Source organism: Emticicia fluvialis (assembly GCF_024793945.1).
GTDB classification, from domain to species: domain Bacteria; phylum Bacteroidota; class Bacteroidia; order Cytophagales; family Spirosomataceae; genus Emticicia; species Emticicia fluvialis.
Window position 1 is genome coordinate 130,685 of record NZ_JANUSD010000015.1, and the last position, 22,430, is coordinate 153,114.

The 22,430-nt window shown below is 42.3% G+C and carries 18 protein-coding genes; 7 read left to right on the top strand and 11 right to left on the bottom strand.

Features of this window, described 5'->3' with window-relative positions; genetic code table 11:
- Window positions 1-46: 46 nt before the first annotated feature.
- The 6 genes from NZ848_RS17225 to NZ848_RS17250 all read right to left on the bottom strand — a co-directional run bounded on the left by NZ848_RS17225 (window position 47) and on the right by NZ848_RS17250 (window position 6,288).
- Entirely contained in the window at window positions 47-943 is an 897-nt protein-coding gene (locus NZ848_RS17225) for a class I SAM-dependent methyltransferase (protein ID WP_259016543.1), read from the bottom strand.
- A 27-nt stretch (window positions 944-970) separates the two neighbouring features.
- The gene (locus NZ848_RS17230; RefSeq protein WP_259016544.1) at window positions 971-2,509 is read right to left on the bottom strand and encodes a hypothetical protein; all 1,539 of its coding nucleotides are present in this window, start codon (window positions 2,507-2,509) and stop codon (window positions 971-973) included.
- A 33-nt stretch (window positions 2,510-2,542) separates the two neighbouring features.
- Window positions 2,543-4,177 (bottom strand): hypothetical protein, encoded by a 1,635-nt coding sequence (locus NZ848_RS17235; RefSeq protein WP_259016545.1) that lies wholly within the window; start codon window positions 4,175-4,177, stop codon window positions 2,543-2,545.
- Window positions 4,167-4,577 carry an EVE domain-containing protein gene (locus NZ848_RS17240; protein ID WP_101727036.1) on the bottom strand — a complete coding sequence of 137 codons (411 nt, stop codon included), beginning with the start codon at window positions 4,575-4,577 and terminating at the stop codon, window positions 4,167-4,169. Before NZ848_RS17240 ends, NZ848_RS17235 begins: the two co-directional genes overlap by 11 nt.
- Before the next feature lie 74 nt (window positions 4,578-4,651).
- Entirely contained in the window at window positions 4,652-5,464 is an 813-nt protein-coding gene (menB, locus tag NZ848_RS17245) for a 1,4-dihydroxy-2-naphthoyl-CoA synthase (protein ID WP_101727035.1), read from the bottom strand.
- 353 nt (window positions 5,465-5,817) lie between these two features.
- Window positions 5,818-6,288 carry a DUF2452 domain-containing protein gene (locus NZ848_RS17250; protein ID WP_101727034.1) on the bottom strand — a complete coding sequence of 157 codons (471 nt, stop codon included), beginning with the start codon at window positions 6,286-6,288 and terminating at the stop codon, window positions 5,818-5,820.
- 325 nt (window positions 6,289-6,613) lie between these two features.
- Here NZ848_RS17250 and NZ848_RS17255 point away from each other — a divergent pair, with 325 nt between their 5' ends.
- The 3 genes from NZ848_RS17255 (at window position 6,614) to NZ848_RS17265 (ending at window position 8,930) form a co-directional block, all read left to right on the top strand.
- Window positions 6,614-7,072: a QcrA and Rieske domain-containing protein gene (locus tag NZ848_RS17255; RefSeq protein ID WP_259016546.1), complete on the top strand. Its 459-nt coding sequence runs from the start codon at window positions 6,614-6,616 to the stop codon at window positions 7,070-7,072.
- Window positions 7,073-7,138: 66 nt separating this feature from the next.
- Window positions 7,139-8,239, top strand: coding sequence for an AMP-binding protein (locus NZ848_RS17260; RefSeq protein WP_259016547.1), 1,101 nt, complete (start codon window positions 7,139-7,141; stop codon window positions 8,237-8,239).
- Window positions 8,205-8,930, top strand: a complete 726-nt coding sequence (locus tag NZ848_RS17265) for a hypothetical protein (protein WP_259016548.1) — start codon at window positions 8,205-8,207, stop codon at window positions 8,928-8,930. Before NZ848_RS17260 ends, NZ848_RS17265 begins: the two co-directional genes overlap by 35 nt.
- Window positions 8,931-8,989: 59 nt before the next feature.
- Here the strand turns inward: NZ848_RS17265 and NZ848_RS17270 are convergent, their stop codons facing one another.
- From NZ848_RS17270 to NZ848_RS17280, 3 genes are read right to left on the bottom strand one after another with little or no spacing between them, the layout of a single operon-like run.
- Window positions 8,990-9,463 (bottom strand): hypothetical protein, encoded by a 474-nt coding sequence (locus NZ848_RS17270; RefSeq protein ID WP_253535348.1) that lies wholly within the window; start codon window positions 9,461-9,463, stop codon window positions 8,990-8,992.
- A 45-nt stretch (window positions 9,464-9,508) separates the two neighbouring features.
- Window positions 9,509-10,978 (bottom strand): SusD/RagB family nutrient-binding outer membrane lipoprotein, encoded by a 1,470-nt coding sequence (locus NZ848_RS17275; protein ID WP_259016549.1) that lies wholly within the window; start codon window positions 10,976-10,978, stop codon window positions 9,509-9,511.
- Between the two features lie 41 nt (window positions 10,979-11,019).
- The gene (locus tag NZ848_RS17280) at window positions 11,020-14,190 is read right to left on the bottom strand and encodes a SusC/RagA family TonB-linked outer membrane protein (RefSeq protein ID WP_259016550.1); all 3,171 of its coding nucleotides are present in this window, start codon (window positions 14,188-14,190) and stop codon (window positions 11,020-11,022) included.
- Between the two features lie 969 nt (window positions 14,191-15,159).
- Here NZ848_RS17280 and NZ848_RS17285 point away from each other — a divergent pair.
- On the top strand, window positions 15,160-16,353 hold the full coding sequence (locus NZ848_RS17285; RefSeq protein ID WP_253535354.1) for a pyridoxal phosphate-dependent aminotransferase: 1,194 nt from the start codon (window positions 15,160-15,162) through the stop codon (window positions 16,351-16,353).
- A gap of 100 nt (window positions 16,354-16,453) precedes the next feature.
- Window positions 16,454-17,578, top strand: a complete 1,125-nt coding sequence (locus tag NZ848_RS17290; RefSeq protein ID WP_253535356.1) for a hypothetical protein — start codon at window positions 16,454-16,456, stop codon at window positions 17,576-17,578.
- A gap of 55 nt (window positions 17,579-17,633) precedes the next feature.
- Here the strand turns inward: NZ848_RS17290 and NZ848_RS17295 are convergent, their stop codons facing one another.
- Window positions 17,634-18,779 carry a methionine aminotransferase gene (locus NZ848_RS17295; protein WP_259016551.1) on the bottom strand — a complete coding sequence of 382 codons (1,146 nt, stop codon included), beginning with the start codon at window positions 18,777-18,779 and terminating at the stop codon, window positions 17,634-17,636.
- Between the two features lie 43 nt (window positions 18,780-18,822).
- Entirely contained in the window at window positions 18,823-19,671 is an 849-nt protein-coding gene (locus NZ848_RS17300) for an XRE family transcriptional regulator (RefSeq protein WP_259016552.1), read from the bottom strand.
- A 187-nt stretch (window positions 19,672-19,858) separates the two neighbouring features.
- Between NZ848_RS17300 and NZ848_RS17305 the strand changes: the two genes are divergently transcribed.
- Window positions 19,859-21,274, top strand: a complete 1,416-nt coding sequence (locus tag NZ848_RS17305; protein WP_259016553.1) for an aldehyde dehydrogenase family protein — start codon at window positions 19,859-19,861, stop codon at window positions 21,272-21,274.
- A gap of 11 nt (window positions 21,275-21,285) precedes the next feature.
- A complete protein-coding gene (locus NZ848_RS17310) occupies window positions 21,286-22,392 on the top strand; it encodes an MBL fold metallo-hydrolase (protein ID WP_259016554.1) in 1,107 nt (368 codons plus the stop codon).
- Window positions 22,393-22,430 lie beyond the last annotated feature (38 nt).

The window sequence follows — 22,430 nt, forward strand, 5'->3', positions numbered from 1 at the left end:
TATAGAATAGGAGCCGCAACAGAACCTAAAGGTAATTGACCGTTTGCTACACAGAAGCAAAACGATAAAACACACCTAAAGGCAGATTTTTACCGAATGAATCTTGTATCATCAGTTCGCCCATTTCAGGATTCGTAACGGCCTGATAATTCTGTTTAATGATGGTTTCTGCAATTACTGCCGAAAAACCCATTGAATAGAGATTTAGAATAAAAAAGAAGTGGTTATCATCAATCAATTGCAGGCATGCTTTTATAAGTTCGTTGATTCCTTCTTCCAGAATCCATTTTTCGCCGTCAGGGCCACGGCCATAGGCGGGGGGGTCTAGTATGATACCATTGTATTTTCTGCCACGTTTTACTTCGCGCTTTACAAATTTCAAGGCATCTTCAACTACCCATCTGATATCAGTCAACTGGCTTATTTCCATGTTTTCGCGCGCCCACGAAATAGTTTGTTTAATAGAGTCAACGTGTGTCACGTCAGCGCCGTTTCCTTTGGCAACTATAGAGGCACCACCCGTGTAGGCAAAAAGATTGAGTACCTTCGGGTTTTCGAGGGGCATACTTTTCAGCTTGGTTTCTATATATTGCCAGTTTTCGGCCTGTTCAGGAAAGATACCCACATGCTTAAACGAAGAAAGCGAAAGTTTGAATTTATAATTTTTACCACCCAGGGTATAGGGTAAATACCATTTTTCCGGCATTTTTTTCGGATTATGCCATTCACCTCTTTCGTCCGGGCTTAGCTGATCGCGCCCTTTGGTTTTTCTGAAAACAGCAGAGGCTTTCTTCTCCCAGATTTCTTCACTGAGCGATTTATCCCACACGGCTTGTGGTTCAGGGCGGGCCAGAATGTAATCGCCGAAGCGTTCTAATTTTTCAAAATTGCCCGAATCTATTAATTCGTAGGAATCTATTTTTGGCTGAAGAAGCTGATACAAGGTAAATTCTTTTAAATGAAACTTAAATTACTGCACTTTGCTGAGATAAATAATCTTACGGATATTTGTCTGAGGAAGCGTCTGTTGTCTTTTTTTGCGTTTGCCGTTTTCTGGCTTTGGCAGGTCTAATTCTTTTATGGCTTCAAATTTAACACGACTTCCGTCTGCAAGAAAATAATTTCCGTACCAATTTCGCACACCATGATAACCAGCCACAAACTGCGCATTTTTTGGGTCAACTGTTTCGTCTGACAATTTATAGGTTTCTGGCCTTGCAAACTCAGATAAATTGCTGATTGCCAGGCTGCCTTTCAGGCATACAGCCGTTGACTTGTTTTCTGAAACGGCCAGATTTTGTTCTACAGCAGGCGACACCAGATTCATATCTACCCGGCTTTGCGAAATCAGGTTACCGTCGGTGTCAAAGCTGGCCACAAAACCATTCAGAAAATTATATCCTTTAAATATCTGCCGCGATTGCGTGCGCGGATAATTGTTGTAGGTGCCGTATCGGCCATAAGCGGGGTAGGGGTCATACCCACTATAATAGGGGCTGCCGGAGGTTACATTCTGATAATTGGCCTGAAAAAAAGTGCCACCCATTGTAAGTGTGTTGCCGCCAAAAACAGGTTGTATGGGCAATAAAACAAAATTATCGGCAATTTTTTTTACTGTGGCTTCGTCAATGGCTGGTATGCCTTTCAGCAGTTGGCGGTAGTCGTAAAAACGGGTAAAAGTGGTTTTGCCTTCTTCAAGCCTGGATACATAAATGCCTTTCGCACCCGAGTTTGACTGATAAGTACCGATAATAAATTTTAAACCTGCCTGCACATCTGTTAAGGTAGCAGTAAGCGGAAAATTACCTGCATTGGAAGCAATGGTGTTTTTAATAATAAGCCTGCCAGTGGTATCATATTTAGCATAAACCACGTAGGCGTCTTTTATAAATTCGCCTTTTTTCTTTTTTTCGTTGGTATAACCTGCCTCTTTAATTGCCCACAGGCTTTCTATTGTATTACCGGCAGCATGATAGTTTAGATATTGAACGGTGGCCTTTCCGGTTAATTCGGCGGGTATAAACTGCCCTGTATCTTCATTGAAATCAAACTTATAAAAAGCAGCACCTTTTTCATTGATACCCGCCATCAGAATGCGGTCTTTAAAGAAAACGTAGTCCTGGTCCTGAAAAAACTCGCGTAGCTCAAATCCACGGTTATTAAATTTGCCATCTTTTAAAGCAATGCTGAATACCTGATAATACATACCCTGCGCTTCGCTGAACATAAAAGTAATTTGCTCGCTATCAACGGTAAAGGCTGTTGGTTTTTTTTCAACATCGAGAAAGATTTCTGACTCCCAGACTTTGTTCAGTTCTGTATCAAATTTTACAATTACCGCCTTGGTTACATCTTTTTTTGCAAACAAAATTACGCCTTTGTCTCCTAGCGGAATCAATTGCTGCCAGGTGGGCTTGCCGCTGATTTCATATTCTACTGTTTTTAAAACCTGCGCAGAAACCCCTGACCAGCAGGCCCAAAAAATAAATATAAACGCTGCTTTTCTCATTAAAGATTAGTTTTCAGAAATAATGGCTTGGTGTCAGAAAGCAATTTTGTTAAGATAAAACACCCTTCTTGAACCATCATTTTTGTTGGATATTTTCTGATACCCCCAGGCCAGATAATAATTCTGATGCCAGTATTCAATATCATCGGTTGATGTATCCCTAACTTTATCACCCTCGCGGGCTGTTTCAATCTCAATTATTTTGTTGCCTTCTACCACATCGTTACCTCGTACTATTTTGGTCGACAACTTCCCTTTGTTGCTATAAACCAGCGTGATTTCGTTGTTATCGGTCTTTATTTTTACTTTTTCTTTCAGTTCATAAGTTTTCAGGTTGTCGAAACTGAAACTGTTGTCCCAGACGAGATTACCTTTTTTATCAAACCCGGCCACAACCGCATGGGTATATTTGAAGCCATCAAACTGCTGATTATTAAAGCCACGGTTGCCCGACCACAGCCAGGGGTTCCATGCCCAGGAGTTCATACCAAAATACCGGTAACCACCCATTCCATAGCCGTAGGGGCTCCAGAAAGGGTTGCCGTACATGGGCGAACCATAAAAAGTGTTGTTGTTTCTGAACTCTGGATAGAATACCTCTGCTACCAGAATGTACTGGTCGTCTTTCTGGATAATGTCATGTACCAGCACACGGTAGTTAAGCCGCAGGTCGCTGCCTTTGTCGCGCTTTTTGTTAATCTGGCGTTCAATACGGTCTTGCTGTTTCTGAGACATAAACTTGAAGAAATTCCTGAACTCGGTAAAACTGTGCAGCTTCAGGTATTCGGTGTTATCTTCGTCTACTTTACTTATGTACAGCCCCTGCGACATGGGAACTCCGTTGGACTGATACCCGCGGAAACCATAGTTACCAATCATCAATTGGGTGCCATCATTGAGCGAGAAGAGTTTTCCTGTCAGTAAACCATAGTCTTCTTCGGGTTCAACGCTCAGGTGTTCTACTATTTTTCCGTTCTGGTTTATGCGCTTCACCACCATATAGCTTGAACGTCCCTTTTTTACAGAGTAAGATACCACCAGCAGGTTGTTTTCGTCATCAAAGTCGAGTGATGAAATACTGGCAGTGCCTTTAAGCCCCCCAGCCAGTATACGTGGCTGAAGTTTGTGCAGGTTAACGCTCATTAATACAGGCTCGTCCTTTACCATTCCGGCCAGATAGGCAAAGTCGTTATGTACTTTAAATTCAGATACCTCAAAGCGGGTGATGTTCTCGAAAAAGAACTTCTGCATGATGCCAATGCCAGTTGAAACTTTGATAATCTGGTATAAATCGCTGTTATATTTGCTGAAAAGCAAATATACATCGCGGCCGTCACGATAATAATCAACAAAATTCTGGTTTTCTTCCAGGTCTCCGTTCAATGACCAGCCTAATTGCAGGTCTGTATCAAATTTGGTAATACTGAACGTTTTCTTTGAAGTTTTAGACAGCACCACCAAACCTTCATCACCCAGCGAAATTACCTGAAGTTTGTTGTCGTCTCCACCGCCTACGGGTATTTCAATTCTTTTTACACTCTGCGCCTGCATAACCTCGGTTGCCAATAAGAATGTGGCTAGCGCCAGCATAATTGCTTTAAGCCCTGTCATAAATTTCAGGCGGCTTTGTGCTTTAAAAAACAGAGAAGCAATAATTTTATGATTCATAACTTTTAGCGACGATGAGGTCGAACTCTTCTTTTTTAACGGGTTGTACTGAAAGCCTACCCTGGCGCACCAAAGCCATGTCTTGTAGTCGTTCGTCGGCCTTTATAGCCTGTAGCGTTACTCCCTTGGGTAGTTTTTCAACAGGTGCCAGGTCAACAACTACCCAGCGTGGGTCGTCGGTGGTTGGGTCAGGATATGATTCTTTAACAACTTTGGCAATGCCTACTACATCAAGCCCTTCGTTTGAGTGATAGAAAAGTACCAGGTCTCCGGTTTTCATTGCGGCAAGATTGTTGCGTGCTGCGTAGTTTCGTACGCCGTCCCACATACCTACGCCTTGTTTAACGAAATCGTCCCACGAATATTTGAATGGTTCTGATTTTACAAGCCAATAATTCATAGTTAAATGATTTAAGTTAAAAATGAATATCAAAAAAGCCCCAGTTGAATGGGGCTGTTGTATGTGCTGGCAAATTAAGGAAACTTAGGGAATTTTTTAAAGTCTGGCTTGCGCTTTTCGAGAAACGAGCGGAAACCTTCTTTGGCTTCTTCTGAAAGATAATATAGCAACGTTGCATTTCCGGCCAGTTCCTGAATACCAGCTTGTCCGTCCAGCTCTGCATTGAAAGATGATTTCAACATTCTGATAGCCAACGGAGACTTATCCTGTATTTTACGGGCCCATTCAACTGTTACTTCTTCCAGTTGTTCTAATGGCACTACTTTATTTACTAATCCCATATCAAGGGCTTCCTGTGCATTGTACTGGTCGCACAGGTACCAGATCTCACGGGCTTTTTTCTGGCCAACAATACGTGCCAGGTAGCTGGCGCCAAAGCCGCCATCAAAACTACCTACTTTAGGGCCTGTCTGGCCGAAGCGGGCGTTTTCAGCGGCAATAGTCAGGTCGCATACCACATGCAGCACATGGCCGCCACCAATAGCCCAGCCTGCTACCGAAGCAATAACCACTTTAGGTATAGAACGAATCATTCTTTGTAGGTCAAGCACATTGAGGCGTGGAATGTGGTCGTCGCCGATGTAACCGCCGTGGCCACGTACCGACTGGTCTCCACCGCTACAGAAGGCTTTTCCGCCTTCGCCTGTCAGAATAATGACTTCAATTGATGGTTCTTCGCGGCAAAAAGCCATGGCATCAATCATTTCTTTTACCGTCTGCGGACGAAACGCATTGTGTTTTTCAGGACGGTTGATACTGATTTTGGCGATGCCTTCGAAGAATGTAAATTTTATATCTTCGTACTCTTTAATCGTTTCCCAAGTCATAATCTATATTTGAATGGTTATAATTTATTGGTTTTTAATTCTGTTCAAATCTTGCGTCTATGTGTTGCTATAAAAGCTTCTGATTTTAATATTCTTCGGTTGTTACTTTTTACGTAAAAAGTAACCAAGACTAGCCGTCCGCAACCTGCATCATTTAAACTCATCCAATTAAAAATCCGAAAGTTCATTGCTATTTTTCTATAAACTGAAGTCGATTTTTAATCTTAGACTAGCCGTCTGCCTCAACAGGAAATGATGTTTTAAGGACTTTAATTTTTAGTTGCTATTTTTCCTCTGTGAAACTCTGTGTAAAACTTTGTGACACTCCGTGGTTATGAGTTTTGATAATAGTTTTATTCTAAATCATCTAAATCTATTACATCGCTACGGTTGTCCTCCTGAAAAAACTCAACTTTCCAGGTGTGGTCGGCCAAAAGGAAAACCTTTGCCAGAAACTGGTTGAATGGAAACGACCGACCCCATTCGTTAGGAGCAACCATAGAAAGGATATCGGTACCGTCTTTTTTTTCGTAAAGATAATAAACATGATTAATGATAGGCTCAAAACCAATAGCTGCATCATAAATCCGTTCAGAAACATCAATCCTGTTTTTGATTTCTTTAGCCTGCTGAGCCAGCAATTCCATTTGGCGATAAATCTTGTTCAGCTGCTCGCCTGTTTGCTGCCGCATGGCCATTTGAGCTTTACCTTTTACTTTTCCGATGTCTTCAGGGCGAATCACAGCGCCACCCGCAGTGTGGGCGTATTCCATTAGTCCAGGGTTCTCAGCAACCTTTATCTTGTCTATCGGATTCTTTTCCATCTTGCAAATTTATTTTGAAAACTTTGTTTCTGAACCAAATCAATAAAAAATAATAGTTTGATGCCTGTTTTTTAACCTTGATATTAAAACCAAAACCGGTGTTTTTAGTTTTAAAGAATAACAAAACAGACTAATTGCTCTGCAAATGTAGTTGTTTTAGGATAAAATACCTGAATATTTCAAGTAATGTAGATATTTAATCTAAAAATACATTTTGGTTAGGATATAATCACCTTTAAAAGGTATCATTTGCGACGATTTGAATAAAATTTACGTATATATTATACTTGCCAAGGTTTGGCTATAACTAAATACACGTTACATTATGGAAAACAATACGATTGACAGAAGCGAATTTATGAAACAGGTGGGTATCAGTTTTGGTGCCATTTTATTAATGAATTGCCTGCAGGCCTGCGACAGTGGAGGCGAAGTGCCAGACCCTAACCCGGGTGGAAATAGCGGCAAAGTAGATTTTGTTTTAGACCTTAACAATGCCACTTATGCAGTACTTAAGAACAAAGGGGGTAATGTGGTAGTAAAACCGCAGAATATAATAGTGGCACGTACAAATATAGATACTTTTATTGCAGTGAGCGCCATTTGCACGCATCAGGCCTCTACTATTAACTACAGGGCGGCCAGCAATGATTTTTTGTGCCCGAATCATTTATCTGAATTTACGGCTGATGGCTCGGTGCAGAAGGGACCTGCAACTACACCACTGAAGAAATATTTGGTATCGGTTGATGTAACAAATAACACTGTGCGCATTTTTGAGTAAATTTGCGCCACAATTACAAACGAATCTTTGCAGCATGGGCTGTTTGGGTTTATTATTGGTGCAACAATGATTTTTCTGGAAAAAGACGGAACCTATATCAATACAGACCCAAGTAATCATTATTACGAAAAAGTACTAAAATTTAAAGATGCCTGGGATTCGGGTCAGCAGGAATTTATCATTCACACATCGGGCTCAACAGGCACACCCAAGCCGGTTGCGTTTTCAAGAGAGCAGCTGGTGGCCTCTGCGCGCCTTACGGCGAGTACATTTAATCTTCAGGATGGTGATACGGCCTTCTGCTGCCTGAGTGTTGATTACATTGCCGGTATGATGATGCTGGTGCGAGCCTTTGAAACGGGAATGGATATGATGATTGTTGAGCCCGGCTCTAACCCATTTAAAGGTATAGAAAAACACCTGTATTTGCTGAATGCAAACAGAGGCAAAAACTTTTTTGCTTTTGTGCCTTTGCAGATACAGACACTGCTGGGGGAGTCGGAACTGTATCTGGAAACGCTCAATTCGGCCAAAGGAATTATTATTGGCGGGGCTGCTGTTCATGAGTCAGTACTAAACCAGATTCAGAAAATTTACGCGCCTGTTTATGCTACCTATGGTATGACGGAGACGCTGTCGCACATTGCCATTAAGCGGCTGAACGGCCCGGATATAGAAGATTTTTTCAGGGTACTGGAAGGCGTTGAAATAGCCAGCGATGAACGCGAGTGCCTGATGATAAAATCTGATGCCACCAATGGGCAATGGATTGTAACCAATGATTTGGTTGAAATGATTGATGAGCGCAGTTTCAGGCTGATTGGCCGAATTGATAATATCATCAATAGTGGCGGAGTGAAGATTCAGCTCGAAAAAATTGAACAGGCTGGGGAGGAGATATTCAGAAAAATTAATTTTTCCGGCAGGTTTTTTGCCTACGGAGTACCCGATAAAACATTGGGCCAGAAGCTGATATTGGTAGTTGAAAGCAAAATACCCTTGTCTGACGGAAATGAGCTTGGGCTGAGGTTCTCAGAAAAATTGCCTAAATTTGAAATTCCAAAAGAAATATTCTTTGTTGAAAAAATGATTGAAACCCCAACCGGTAAAATCGATAAAATAAAAACTGTCAATGTCTACGTTCTTCCTCAAATTCCAAACCTCTGAGAATATTCCTCCACCTTTTGCACACGCCATTGAGCTAAGCGGCGCTATTGAACAAAACAAGGAACTTGATTTGTCTTTCGAGCTTTCGTATCTCGACAGAGAGTTGTTATCTGAAGAAGAGATTCTGGACGAGGGTTTTTCAATGAATGATGATTTCAAATGGCAGGGTAGTTTACCGGCCGTTTGGAAAGATATAATCTATGGTAATCTGAAATCGGCAAAGCCGCTTAAAATTAAAGACCTGGAGCCTCACCAGCATTTCTGGCAGATTGATTTTGAAGGACAGACGTTTTATCCGGCCAATGCTGATAAACTTTCTTATTTGCTGGAGGAAATACAGCAGGCTGTTTTTGAAAAAGCAGGCAGAGAGCTGCCATTGAATCTGGTTTTTTACAAGAGTCAGGCTGGTGAAACCAAAGAGATTGCCATTCATGCCTCATTTGTTGAAAGAACGGTTGAAATACGCAGAACAGAAAACAATCTGCCAGAAAGGACTACTTATCTGCCCTGGGAAGAACTCAATTTTATTTTGAAAAACACGTTTTCAGGTGAGTTTATTATTGATTTGGCATTTAATAAAAAGCCATCTCATAAAGGTACCTTCGTTAATATAGGTGATGGTTACTGGTATGAGGTTGGCAAATCTATGTTGATAGAGCCTCATAAAATTCAGAAGATTTTTAAACTGTAAAAAAACTCATCTCTAAAGTTTGAGATGAGTTTATACATTATCTATTCAACCTATGATTATTAATTTGATCCCTGTATGCGGGTATATTTTGTAAAGGCCACATCTTTATAAGTACCCGACCAGCTCAGCAATACAGTTGTACCTGCTTTAGGGCTGGCTACACCCAAATCTGCCCATGTTTTTGTTAATGTGGCCTTGCCGTCATTTCCGGTGGTTAGTTCACCTATTTTAGTTCCGGTACGAAGCGACAAAGTTACTTTTAACGATTTTACTGCAATTGAATCGATTCCCTTGGTGTGGTCAAGGATATTGGTTTTGTCTAGTTCCAACAGCTTGATATTAAAGGTAACATCTTTTGATATTTTGGTTGATACCGTTGGGTCGGTTGTAGTGCCGTTAGACTGCACGCCGTTGTCGTCAACGACCAGAAACAACAATGGAGATACAACCCTGTCAACAAAGGGGTCTTGCTTTTCACAACCTGAAAGCAGTATTATGGCACTCAGAAACAGTATATATGCGGTCTTTTTCATGTTTATAATGTTTAGTGTAAATATTAAGTCTGCCCGGGCCGGGTGTTATTTTTCTGCCCACCACAATTTGGTTCTCATGTTGTCGGCCCCGCCATTAAGTGAAATGCCTTTATCAAGGCTCACTTTATTGAGCGAATACTCAGTAGTTGGATACGGCAAACGGGTAGGTAAAACTCCCTCGTTTTCAAAAACGGCTCTGGGGTCTTTGGCAGGTAAAACCGGGTAACCGGTACGGCGGTATTCTGTCCAGGCCTCAACGGCGTTTCCAAACAAGGCAATCCATTTCTGGTCAAGTATTTTTTCTTTGGTGGCAGTGCCAACAGTGGCGGAATAACCCGACGGAAGCGCTACTTTGTACTGGTCAAAAGATGCCTTGATTCCAGCCTGCATATAGGCGTTAGCATCACCGCTGATGTCGCCATCAATGGCTGCTTCTGCCAGAATTAACTGTAATTCGCTGTAGGTCATAATCACACTAGGTGTGGTAGCCTGTGTGAAAAAGCTGCCCAAAGTTGAGGCCGAACTCAGATAAGTGGTAGCTATAGCATCTGGCAAGCCGTTGGGTATGCCTTCATATTTACCTGCCGAATTCAAATTAGCAAAAACCGAAAGGCGGGTGTCGCCAAGACCAGTCAGCTTGTCAACAAATGTTTTGCTCATGCTCCAGTCGGTTCGGCTACCCATTACCATTACTTCGTGCCACTCATTATTGCTGGGTCTTACGGCCGTATTTTTCAACATGGCGTTGTCGTCATTGCTGGTAAAAACAGGATACTTGGTGGCGTCACCCAGAATCTCGGCCATTATGGATTTTGATTCGGCCGATTTCTTAGCTGCCTGCCGGTTGGCCAGGCGAAGCCTTAATGAATTGGCAAACTTTTTCCATTTCAGAATATTTCCTTCATACAAAATATCACCAGAAATGGCCGGTCCGCCCACTACCAGTTTTTCATTGGCAGTTTTCAAATCGTTCAGCAGGCCTGCATATACTTTGTCCATAGAGTCGTACTCAGGCGTATAAACTGGCGTTCCATCAGTGCCCTTTAATGCCTGAGAGTAGGGAATGGCCCCGTAAAGGTCTGTAAGAACCGAGAATACCCAGCTTCTCATAACCATTGCTGCACCTTCATAATTGGAGTTAGGTGTTTTGCTTTCCGGGCCTGCTTGTTTAACGATACTCTGAAAATTCACCAGACCATCATTAAAAAACGATTTCCAGGTATTATTGTAGAAGGTTGGAGTGATACCGTAGTTATCACCTTCGTTTGAGTAAATATTTCGGGCCAGATACTGAATCCATAGCATAGAGCCATCCAGGTTTAGGCGTTCGAAACGCGCATTGCCGCCCCAGTATCGGTCAACAGAACGCTCAATGGCATAAGGCAATAAATATTGCGGGCTGATGCTCGTCGGGTTGTTAGGGTCGGTATTCATTTTGTCGAACTCGTCGGTGCAGGAGTTCAGAGACAGGCTCAGCGATACCAGTAATGAAGCTATAATTTTATATGATTTCATAATGTTTCAAGGTTTTTAATGAAAAACTGTATCCTCGGTTATCAAAAGCCCAACGAAAGGTTAAAGCCCAGGCTTCTTGATGAGGGTAATTCGCCATAAGCAAACCCTTGCGAGTTGCCTCCGAAGCGGTCGACCTCGGGGTCTATATGAGGAGAGTTTTTGAATAATATGGCCAGATTCCTGCCCACTAATGATAGTTTGGCATTCTGGATTCTGGCTTTTTTCAGAATGGATTCAGGCAGCCTGATACCGATTGACACTTCACGAAGTTTAATATAGCTGCCGTCAAAAATAGCAGCCTCGTGGTATCTTCTTGGGTTATTGTAGCCATATAATTGATTAGCAGCTACTATTACATCATTAGGCACGTACTGCGGGCTTTCGGCAGAGCCGATGTTTTTCACGCCTTTACCAATGATACCTTCTTCACGGCCAATGCCGGTTTCGGCATACTGGCCTGTCCAACGGGCTGTTCCGGTACCTTCATCAAAGAAATCACCGCCCTTTTTAACATCAATCAGGAATGAAAGGCTCAGGCGTTTGTAAGAAAAATTATTGGTGATACCACCAGTAAAATCAGGCTGAATATTGCCTAATACCCTCGGGGTGGTTTCAACAACCGGCAGGCCATCAACATATACAATTTGTCCGTCCGGGGCATGTTTGAAACCAATACCATACAATGACCCATAAGGCTGGCCTACCTGTGCAATAGAAATCAGCCCTCTTCTTTCCTGCAGCGTGTAGGTTGTAAGGCCTTCGGCCAGTTCAACCACCAGGTTTCTGTTTCTGGCAAAGTTTACGGCCACATCCCACTTAAAGCCGTTTCTTGTTTCAAATGGCGTGCCCGACAAGGTGATTTCAATACCTTTATTATTGATACGGCCGGCATTCAATATGCGTTTGTCGTATCCACTGGCTTTTGAAATCTCCACACCAAGAATCTGGTTTTTGGTGTCCTGGTCATAGTAGGTCAGGTCCAGACCAACTTTGTTTTTAAAGAATCTTAAATCAAGACCCAGTTCAATTCCGGTAGTAATTTCGGGCTTAAGGGTTGAGTTTGAAATGGTAAGGTTTTCATAGTACTCCGGAATTGAACCATTCCATGAGCCACTGGCACGGAATGTCTGGGCTAACTGGTAAGGGTCAGCATCGTTACCAACCTGTGCCCAGCTGGCTCGTACTTTACCGAACGATAGTATTGTTTTAGGAATACTAACGAGGTCGGTAATGACAGCACTGGCTGATAGTGAAGGATAAAAATAAGAACGGGCATTGGCAGGCAAGGTGCTTGACCAGTCGTTTCTGGCTGTTACGTCCAGAAACAGAGCATTGAGATAGCCAAACTGCGCCGAGCCATATAAACTTTGTACATTAGTTTTTTCAATGCGGCTTGCTACTGAGTTCTGGCTGGGGTTGGAGTTTGACAGGTTATAAACGCCGTCAACCACCAGCTCGCCTACGTTTGTAAAGTTGCGTTTGTAATAATTGCGTCTTACTGCGCCTCCGGCCTGCGCAACGAGTGTAAAGTTTTTGCCAAAGCCTTTGTCGAAAGTAAACAGGAAGTCATGGTTGGTTTCCTGACGGCGAAGTACTTCTTCAGAGAATGTACCAGGTGTACGGTTACCATTACGCACACGCTCAAAGTTAGCAATGTTGATGCGTGTATCAGTCCAGAAGTCAGTGCCGCTTCTGAGCATCAGTTTCAGAAAAGGCAGTAGCTTGGCATTAATAGTGATGTTGCCCAAAAGACGGTCTTTGTCGTTTCTGTTTGGTAGAAACTCATTGCTGTAGAAAGGGTTTGTAAAATATGTGTGCTGCCAGTTTGGCGGGTCGGTGTCTGGTAACTTACCGGCTACTGCTCTCTGAATGTGTACGCCGGTGTAATCACGGTAATTGGCCAGCTGGTCCCATGAAACGTGCCTGTGCGACCAGATGAAGGTGTCGCCATTCTGGTAAGTGCGGTTACCACCAGACTTGATGTATTCGCCGGAAACGGCAGCAGATAAAAATTTATTCAGATTATAGCTGGAGTTCAGCTTTACGTTGGTTCTTTCAAAATCGTTTTTGTAGGCAAGGCCCTTCTGGTCTAGCCTGTCAAAGGCTAATCTGAAATTTCCTTTATCATTTGCCCCAGTTAAAGCCAGGTGGTTGGTAAATGACGTGCCGGTTTCCCAGAACTCGTTCCAGTTATTAGGTTGCGGCGTAAGTGGCGCTACATCTTTACCTGTAAACCACTGGCGCACCAGGCGGCCATCCATTGGCGCTCCCCAGCTTTCGTCTGTTCCGTCGGTTCCGGTTGTTCTGCCGGGCGTTACCGTGCCATAGGCTGCTTTGTATTGGTCATAGGCATCGGGCTGTATCGTGCCGCTCCATCCGTCTGAATACCACGTTACATAACCATTACCACCGCCATAAGTATTCTGGAAATCAGGTTTTACCAGTGGGCGTTCGGCAGTAAAGTTGGCGTTATATTCAATGCCCAGGCCTTTTGAGCCCGCGCCGTCTTTTGAGGTGATCAGGATAACACCATTGGCCGCCCTTGACCCATATAGCGCTGCTGCGTTAGGGCCTTTAAGAACTGAAATTTCTTTTATATTGTCGGGGTTTATTTCTGAAATACCACCGCCGAATTGTTTGTCGTATTGTTGTTGCAGCGGAACACCGTCAAGCACAATTAAAGGTTGGTTATTGCCTGATACTGAGGATGAGCCGCGTATCTGAATGGTTGAGCCACTACCGGGCCCGCCATTACTGCTGATACGTACCCCGGCAATACGGCCGGATAATGAGTTAACCACGTTGGTTGAGCGCGCTTCAACCAGGTTGTCTCCTTTTACTTCCTGCTGCGAAAACCCTAATGATTTTTTCTCTCTTGATATCCCCAGCGCAGTTACTACTACTTCGTTTAAAGCTCTTGAATCTGCAGCCAGTGATATATTATATATAGTTCTGTTATCAATTCTTTCTTCTACCGTAGTAAACCCAATAGCACTGATAACCAGAATACCGCCCGAGGCAGGTACTTTAATTGAGAATTTTCCGCTGGCATCGGTTAATGTACCTATGGCTGTTCCTTTCAATGCTATAGAAACCCCGGGGAGCGCACCTTCTTCAGCAGAACTTACTACGCCCGAAAGTACCTTGTCTTGTGCCAGTATACACAGGGGCAATAGCAGCATAACTATAAGGTAGTATAAGTGTTTTTTCATAAGTGTAAGGTGTAAGTAAAGGATTAATCGAAACGATAGGTGAGTGCTTTCTACGAAGCTATCCGACTCAATCAGTTGCCAGAATTCCGACCGCTCAGCTTCAGGCAGTGATTGAAGTCGGGAGCCACGTCAGCAAGAGAGGTGCAAGCCTGTCTCTTCTTAATCTTTAAGGTTTAGTAAGTTTAGTTTTTTTTCAAAAAAGGCAAATTCAAGCCCAAAGCATGCCAGTGCGGGCAAACCCAAAGGTAAATGCTATAAAAATTGAGCTTTAACTGAATAGGTGTCTGGTATTCAGTAATTGCCGATAGCCGTTAAATGGCAAGACTACCAGCCCCGCAACTTCACTTAAAAGAAGTTTCAAAATGTTTTAGGGTTCAGATACTCGGCTTATGCGGTCGGAAGTGAGTTTCTGATGAAGTTTATTGTACTTTTCTAATAATTTCTAATGCAATAGTATATGTTATAAAAAATACTTGCAAATTATTTTAACAAAATTTTAATATTGTATTAAAAATAGTTTAAATCTTTAAATATTAACTTGAATATGTACAATAATGTAGAATATTGTGTTGGTAATTGGTCAATTTGTAGAATATATTAGAAGTATAAATTTTAACATTAAAACATGAATTAAATATAAAATAAACATAAAACAGGTTTAAAATATAATCTATAATTTAATTAAAAATAAATATTAGTAAAAAACACGTTAAAAAATACAGATAATAAATATTGACAAATATTTGTATTATAGTTACTTTTGCCTGTGTTGATACTTTTCTATAATTTCTAATAAGCACATTAAGGTACTTCAGCAATACTTTAATGTTTCAGCAAGCCAATTTCTTCTGAATTTATCAATTCAGTCACATTAAACAACTGTCTGTTTTAGATAAAGTACACTTAATCTTATTTTATACTATCAGATTACAAAAAGCTTACAAATTTCACTTTTTAACATTGAAGAAAATGAATCAGAACATTGACAGACGTAACCTATTAAAATCAGGCTTGATGACCCTTGGTGGAATGGTAATTGCCCCACAACTAAGTATGGGTGCATTTCCGAACACTCCTGTAATGTTAGACAATAAAAACAGACTATATTATACTCCTTTAATGCGCGAACACTTCATCAGCAATCCGCCTGATGTTACGCAGTTAAAGGCTCGCCTCAATGCCAACGAAAACCCATACGGGCCACCCGCCAGTGCAAAGCAGGCAGTGGTAGACTCGGTATCATTAGGTAACAGATATGCCTGGAAAGAACTGAGCGACCTGGTTGGCAAAATTGTTAAAAAAGAAGGGCCGGGTGTAACGCCGAATCATATTATGATGGGGCCGGGTTCGTCTGATTTGTTAGAGAAAGTAGCGATTGTGCAGTTTATGCATGGCGGAAACATAGTTTCAGCAGACCCTTGTTATATGTCTTTGGTGAGCGTTGCCAAGTCGGTAGGCGCTAAGTGGAAAGCCGTACCTTGCAAAGCCGACTGGTCGCATGACCTGCCTGCCATGGAAGCTGCCATTGATGCCGATACCAAGCTGGTTTACATCTGCAACCCTAATAACCCTACAGGCAGTATTACATCTGGTAAAGAACTGCTTGATTTCTGCTCACGAGTTTCTGAGAAAGTTCCGGTTTTTATTGATGAAGCTTATCTGGAACTGGCCGAAGGCACCGAAACCCAAAGTATGGTTTCTTTACTGGCGCAAAACAAAAATGTTATTATTGCCCGTACGTTTTCTAAAATTATGGGTATGGCCGGTTTGCGTGTAGGTTACATTGCCGCGCTGCCGTCGTTCCTGAATAAGATTCAGAACATAACCAGAGGCGGTATGGGTATTTCTTATACTTCGGTATTGGCTGCATCGGCAAGTATTGAAGATATGGAGTTTCAGGCTACTACCAAAAAGTTGAACTCTGAGGCTAAGGCCTATCTGTATGCCAACCTTGATAAAATGAACTACAAATATATACCGTCTTATACCAACTTTGTGATATTCCCGATTGCGATGGATGGCCGTGATTTCCTTGCCAAAATGTATTCAAAAGGTGTAGGCATCCGTACGTTCGACATCCAGAAGAAAACCTGGTGCCGCGTAAGTATCGGCACTATGGACGAAATGAAGCTCTTTGTAAAAACACTTGGAGAGCTTAGCTAATTTAAGAGACATACAAAATTATTCACTGATGCCCGGGTAGGAGTTTCTTACTCTTGCCGGGGCATTGCAGGAATGTATTTTCCTAAATCTACAATTTCTCATGGCAGTAGCACTTCAAAAAACTTGTATACTCATACTACTTATTGTGATTGGTTTGGGGTTAAGGTCGAAAATCAGGAATAAAACCGAACTGAATGGCATTAAAGAAATGATATTGTCGGTGGCGCTTCCTTCTACGGTTTTTGTGGCTTTAATGGGCGTAAAGATTGATTCTACACTTATTGTATATCCACTCATAACATTGGCATTTAATTTCTTTATTTATTTGTCGATGCCTTATATTCTGGCTTTGTTTAAGATTGAAACTGACAGTTCAGCAGGCCGTACGCTTACCATGTTGATGCCGTCATTGGCGCCTGGTTTATCAAGTTTCCCTTTTATTCATGAGTTTCTTGGCAAAGAAGCACTGGCCAAAGCAGCAATGGCCGACGTAGGCAATAAATTTTTTGCGCTTAATTTTCTATACTTTGTAGCCATGAATCTGTACCTGAAAAACAACAAGGCACATGAGGTGAAAGAAGAAGGGAAGGTGAAAAGCCTTTTGTTAAGCCTGGTAAAAGAGCCTATTAATATAGTTATGTTACTGGCAATTGCATTTTTAAGCTTTGGTATCAGTTTTGAAGACCTTCCGCCTGTAATATCTGAGATTTTCAACCGCACCAGTATGCTCATGACCCCAATGATACTTATTTACATTGGTCTGGCAGTTCAGCTGAAAGAAGGTAAAATCAGATTGGTAAGTTCGGTTTTGCTATTCAGGGCGGGTATTACCATTTTGTTTAGCGTGCTTATAATTACCATTTTTGGTATTTCTTCGCCTGCTATGGTTTTGCTGGCGGTGGTTGTACCGTTGAGTTCGTGTAGTTTCTGGCCTTTTGCGCACATGTCGGCGGTTGCTCTTAAAGAAGAAAACAATCATGTTCCGAAAGAGAAGCGCACTTTTAACATTGAATTTGCAGTGTTGGTACTGGCTTTTTCTTTACCTTTTTCAACCATTCTGGTGATGGGTATTCTTACAGCCGGAACCTTTTTTGCACATACCGAAACCTTGTTATTTACAGGCTTTGGCTTAATATTTTGCAGCTTTATGCCAAAATACCTGGCCCGGAGTATCAAGGCAGTAATCCGGTTTTCAAAACCGGAAGTAGAAAAAGTTAAAGCCTGAATTTTTTCGGGGTTTAAGTGGCGATGGGAAGCACGCAAGTGCTTCCTGTCTTTTTTTATAATCTGCAAAGCCTTTCTGCTGCTTTTTCCAACATTTCATCGTCTTTTGCAAAACAGAACCTTAGTATTTTGTTATCGTAGCGGTTATGATAAAACACCGAAACCGGTATTGACGCTACTCCAATTTCTTTTGTCCACCTTACGGCCAGGTCATAATCCGGTTCGTCGGTAATGGCTGTGTAAGAAAGCATCTGAAAGAAACTGCCTTCGGCGGGTTTCCATGTAAATTTTGAGCCTTTCAGCCAATGAATGAATTTATTGCGTTTTTCTTCATAGAAAGCACGCACCGACAGATAATTGTCTGGGTCTTTCATAAAATCAGCAAAGGCATATTGCATGGGTGTGGGCGATGCAAAGGTTATCCATTGGTGGGTTTTTCTGAACTCGGCCGTTAATGCTTTAGGCGCCATGCAGTAACCGAGTTTCCAGCCTGTTGTATGAAAAGTCTTACCGAACGAACCACATAAAAACGTACGCTCTTTAAGTGCAGGGTGCATAGCCGGCGACAAATGCTGTCTGCTATCAAAAATGACATGTTCGTAAACTTCATCAGACATTATAAAAATATCTGTGCCTTTCACTACATCTGCCAGCTGGTTCAGGTCTTCACGGGTTAAGCACTTGCCTGTTGGGTTATGCGGTGTTGTCAGCATAATGGCTCTGGTCCGCTCGGTAATTTTTGTTTTTACTTCGGCCCAGTCAATGGCAAAGTCGTTGGCCGCTGTTAGTGTTACATAAACAGCCTTACCGCCATTTAACTCTATAGACGGTACGTAACTGTCGTAGGCCGGTTCAAAAACGATTACTTCATCGCCCGGATGCACAATAACTGCCATGGTAGCATAAATGGCTTCAGTACAGCCAGAAACAATGGTAATTTCATCGTTCGGGTTATACTGCAGATTATATACATCGGCGGTTTTTTGCGCCAGTATTTCCCGCAAAGGCATTATGCCTGCCATAGGGGCATATTGGTTCATGCCTTTTTGCATGTAATGGTTTACCAACTCAATCAGCTTCGGAGAACAATTGTAGTTCGGAAAGCCCTGCGAAAGATTCAATGCCCCGGTTTCAGCGGCCAGTTGAGACATGACCGTAAAAATAGTGGTACCCACATGGGGTTGTTTAGAGTTAATTGTCATTAGTGGTACAAATCTGCGAGCAATGGTAAATAGGCGTTCAGGATTATTTTTTTAGTCTTTCCAATTCAAATTTCAGTTCATCAACCAGATTGTTCACTTTGTCGAAACTGATACTTGGTTCAGGCAGAACCTGGCTTACAAAGGCTTTTATTTCCCAGGTTTCAATCACATCATTCATAGAAATTTCAATACTCGGGAAACGCTGGTTATCAGAGCTCAACAGCAAAGTGCCTTTTATTTTTACCTGGTTATACACACGCCGGTAGATTATTCCGTGCGCTTTGGTAACAAGCACATAATTTTTGCCATCGGCTATATCGTACCAGTTTTTAACCAGCGAGCCTATCAGTAAGGCACCCTCAAAGGCAAAATCTTCGGTGGCTTCAAAGGCGCGGTATTCACCAAAAGGTAAAGTTGGCAGTTGGAAATCAGTAAGGGTTTTTAGAAAACTGACGTCCTTACTACGCATAAGGTACTCGTTAAACTGAAAACGGCGTATGAGTTGTATATTATTGCCGCTTCGTTTGGGCTCTGAAGCAAATGAATGCGGGCCTGAAGTATTGAATAAATTATTTTGTGATGGCGTGCCGGGTTTCAGTTCGGTGTTTCCAGACTGGAAATCGAACAGGTTCTGCGGGCCTTGTCTGGTATCAATGCCGATTGGTGTAAGGGTGGTTTCACTCAGATTTTTCAGGTCTTTCTGTACAAAATCGTCTACGCTAATGCCAAAAAGACCGGCTATGGTTTTCAGGGTATCAACAGGCGGGGTGGCACGTTCTTCTTCATAAGCCCCAACATTGGCTCTTTTGGTGCCTATTCGTTGGGCAAACTGCTCTTGTGTCAATCCGTTCAGGCGCCTCAGGTATTTCAGGTTATTACTAATTAAAGACATCTGGCCTTGCTCAATTGTGTAAAAAACAGATTGGCCACCTGGTTGTGGCAGGTAATTGGTGCTCAATTACCTGCCGAATATCTAAAAATTTTAGCAAATCACCAAATTGTTTTGTTTTTGAAAGTTTTTTGAATTTTTCAAGATATTTTTTTGAATTTTGTTAGTGTACAATAAACTCAACAACCTTATGACCCAACTGCATGTAGCCAATGAAACAGACATATCTGCTTTGTTTCAGGCACAAAAGAAAAACCTTGCCGGTATAGCAGCTACCACTGCCAAAGAACGCATTGTGAAAATAAGAAAAGTAATGGACTGGATGTTGGCCAACCAGGAGCGCATTGCTGAGGCATTAAGTGCAGACTACGGCAAGCATAGGGTTGAGGTGAAGATTAGCGAGGTAATGCCGGTTATAAGCGAAGGAAAGCACATTATTAAACATCTGGCCCAGTGGATGAGGCCCGAAAGTGTTGAAACACCGCTAAAGATGATGGGTACTACCAGCAAGATTGTACATGAGCCTAAAGGTAACTGCCTGATTGTAAGCCCCTGGAATTACCCGTTTAACCTGACACTAAAACCTTTGCTGCAGGCAATTGCGGCTGGTAATGCGGTTATCATTAAGCCATCAGAGCTTGTGCCTGAATCTTCAAAGCTGATAGCTGAAATGATAAAAGCCTTGTTTCCGGCCGATGAAATTACGGTAGTAGAAGGCGATGCTACAGTGGCAACCGTGTTGCTAAGTATGCCTTTTAACCACATATTTTTTACGGGCAGCCCTGCTATTGGTAAGGTAGTTATGCAGGCTGCTGCCAGGTACCTTGCATCGGTTACGCTTGAACTGGGGGGCAAGTCGCCCACCATTATTGATGAAACAGCCGATATAAAAAAGGCAGCCCAGACCATAACAGCCGAGAAATTTCTGAACAATGGCCAAACCTGCATTGCGCCCGATTATATTCTGATTCACAGGTCGCAAACTGCCAGGTTTATTGAAGAGGCAGATAAGTACATAAAAAAAATGTATGGTGATGACGTGGCGAAATCGGTTGATTATTGCAGAATTGTAAATGCCAGACATTTTAGCCGTATAAAAAGTTTGATTGATGATGCCGTTGCCAAAGGTGCTACAATTGCCGTTGGTGGAAATACTATAGCTGCCGAGAACTATATTGAGCCAACACTGGTTAGCAACGTAAACCCTGCCATGGAGGTTATGCAGCAGGAGATTTTTGGCCCTGTGCTACCCATACTGGAGTTTGAGTCGAACGAAGAAGTGGTCAGATACATAACTGCGGGAGAAAAACCGCTGGCCTTGTATATATTCAGTAAAAAGCGCGCCAATATTGATTATTTTCAGAATAATACGTCATCAGGTGCTGTGGTTATCAATGAAACCACCATTCATTATTTACAGAACAACCTGCCGTTTGGCGGGGTAAATAATTCAGGCATCGGGAAGTCGTCCGGTAAATATGGTTTCGAGGAATTTTCTAATAAAAAAGCGGTGGTTGAAAACAAATTTTCAACTTTCGGTATGTTCCATCCTCCATATACCAGCCGGATAGAAAAGATGATTGATATGGTGATTAAGTGGCTTTAAAAACCCATTATATGAAATTTTCACGAAGGGCATTCATTGCTCTGTCTGCCTTTATAACCGTGTCGGCAACTGGTTCAATTCTATTTATGCGTCAGAAATTTTTCGGGAAAAACCCCTTTGGCCTAAGGCTCAAAAGAATCCTTCGTTCGCCTCATTACAAGAATGATTCGTTTCAGAATCTATCACCTACTGAGGTAATGCGCAAAGAGGCATCTTACATGAAGATGCTTCAGAATACTTTTAGCAGACCAAAAGATACCAAACCATCTGCGGTAATTCCATCGGTCAAAACAGATTTGATAAACCTGAAAGCAGATTCGCCCACTATTGTTTGGTTTGGTCATTCATCTTATTTCATTAAATCTAAAGATATAACCGTTCTGATTGACCCGGTTTTCAGTGGTGCGGCTTCTCCGGTAGGGGGCTTTGTAAAATCTTTTAATGGTACTGACGCATATAAAGTGGGTGAGTTTCCTGCAATTGACATGATGTTTTTGTCGCATGACCACTACGACCATCTGGATTACAAGACCATTCTTGAATTTATACCCAAAGTGAAAAAATTCTATGTTTCGTTGGGTGTGGGTTCTCATCTTGAGTACTGGGGTGTTGACCCCGCAAAAATTGTGGAGCTTGACTGGTGGGATAAACACCAGGTTGCCGGGGATATAGAAATTATTGCTGCCCCTGCCAGACATTTTTCAGGCCGCAGCCTGACCAGAGGCAAAACGTTGTGGTCGGCCTTTATTGTAAATATGCATGGTTACCGTTTGTTTTTAGGTGGAGACTCTGGCTACGACACCCATTTTAAAGAAATAGGAGATAAGTATGGCCCGTTTGATATTGCCATGATTGAAAACGGGCAATATGGTGAAGACTGGCCTTATATACACATGTTTCCGGAGCAAACGGCACAGGCAGCACTCGACCTGAACGCAAGGCTTTTGTTGCCTGTGCATTGGGCAAAGTTTGTTCTGGCCAACCACCCCTGGTATGAACCCATTGAGCGATTAATGCCGGCTGCCCAAAAGCTTAACCTGCCTGTAACTACCCCTATGATAGGAGAACCGATAGTTTTAGGTGAAAAGTATCCTGAAAAGGCCTGGTGGCGCGTGTGATGTGTTTTGTAAACCTCGCTAAGGTATATTGAAAATTA

Coding starts and splice junctions, on each gene's coding strand:
- NZ848_RS17290 (WP_253535356.1), top strand. CDS start 16,454: ATGGCAGTAGCACTTCAAAAAACTTGTATACTCATACTACTTATTGTG.
- NZ848_RS17280 (WP_259016550.1), bottom strand. CDS start 14,190: ATGAAAAAACACTTATACTACCTTATAGTTATGCTGCTATTGCCCCTG.
- NZ848_RS17270 (WP_253535348.1), bottom strand. CDS start 9,463: ATGAAAAAGACCGCATATATACTGTTTCTGAGTGCCATAATACTGCTT.
- NZ848_RS17265 (WP_259016548.1), top strand. CDS start 8,205: ATGTCTACGTTCTTCCTCAAATTCCAAACCTCTGAGAATATTCCTCCA.
- NZ848_RS17305 (WP_259016553.1), top strand. CDS start 19,859: ATGACCCAACTGCATGTAGCCAATGAAACAGACATATCTGCTTTGTTT.
- NZ848_RS17275 (WP_259016549.1), bottom strand. CDS start 10,978: ATGAAATCATATAAAATTATAGCTTCATTACTGGTATCGCTGAGCCTG.
- NZ848_RS17300 (WP_259016552.1), bottom strand. CDS start 19,671: ATGTCTTTAATTAGTAATAACCTGAAATACCTGAGGCGCCTGAACGGA.
- NZ848_RS17255 (WP_259016546.1), top strand. CDS start 6,614: ATGGAAAACAATACGATTGACAGAAGCGAATTTATGAAACAGGTGGGT.
- menB (WP_101727035.1), bottom strand. CDS start 5,464: ATGACTTGGGAAACGATTAAAGAGTACGAAGATATAAAATTTACATTC.
- NZ848_RS17235 (WP_259016545.1), bottom strand. CDS start 4,177: ATGAATCATAAAATTATTGCTTCTCTGTTTTTTAAAGCACAAAGCCGC.
- NZ848_RS17295 (WP_259016551.1), bottom strand. CDS start 18,779: ATGACAATTAACTCTAAACAACCCCATGTGGGTACCACTATTTTTACG.
- NZ848_RS17285 (WP_253535354.1), top strand. CDS start 15,160: ATGAATCAGAACATTGACAGACGTAACCTATTAAAATCAGGCTTGATG.
- NZ848_RS17260 (WP_259016547.1), top strand. CDS start 7,139: ATGATTTTTCTGGAAAAAGACGGAACCTATATCAATACAGACCCAAGT.
- NZ848_RS17250 (WP_101727034.1), bottom strand. CDS start 6,288: ATGGAAAAGAATCCGATAGACAAGATAAAGGTTGCTGAGAACCCTGGA.
- NZ848_RS17230 (WP_259016544.1), bottom strand. CDS start 2,509: ATGAGAAAAGCAGCGTTTATATTTATTTTTTGGGCCTGCTGGTCAGGG.
- NZ848_RS17240 (WP_101727036.1), bottom strand. CDS start 4,577: ATGAATTATTGGCTTGTAAAATCAGAACCATTCAAATATTCGTGGGAC.
- NZ848_RS17310 (WP_259016554.1), top strand. CDS start 21,286: ATGAAATTTTCACGAAGGGCATTCATTGCTCTGTCTGCCTTTATAACC.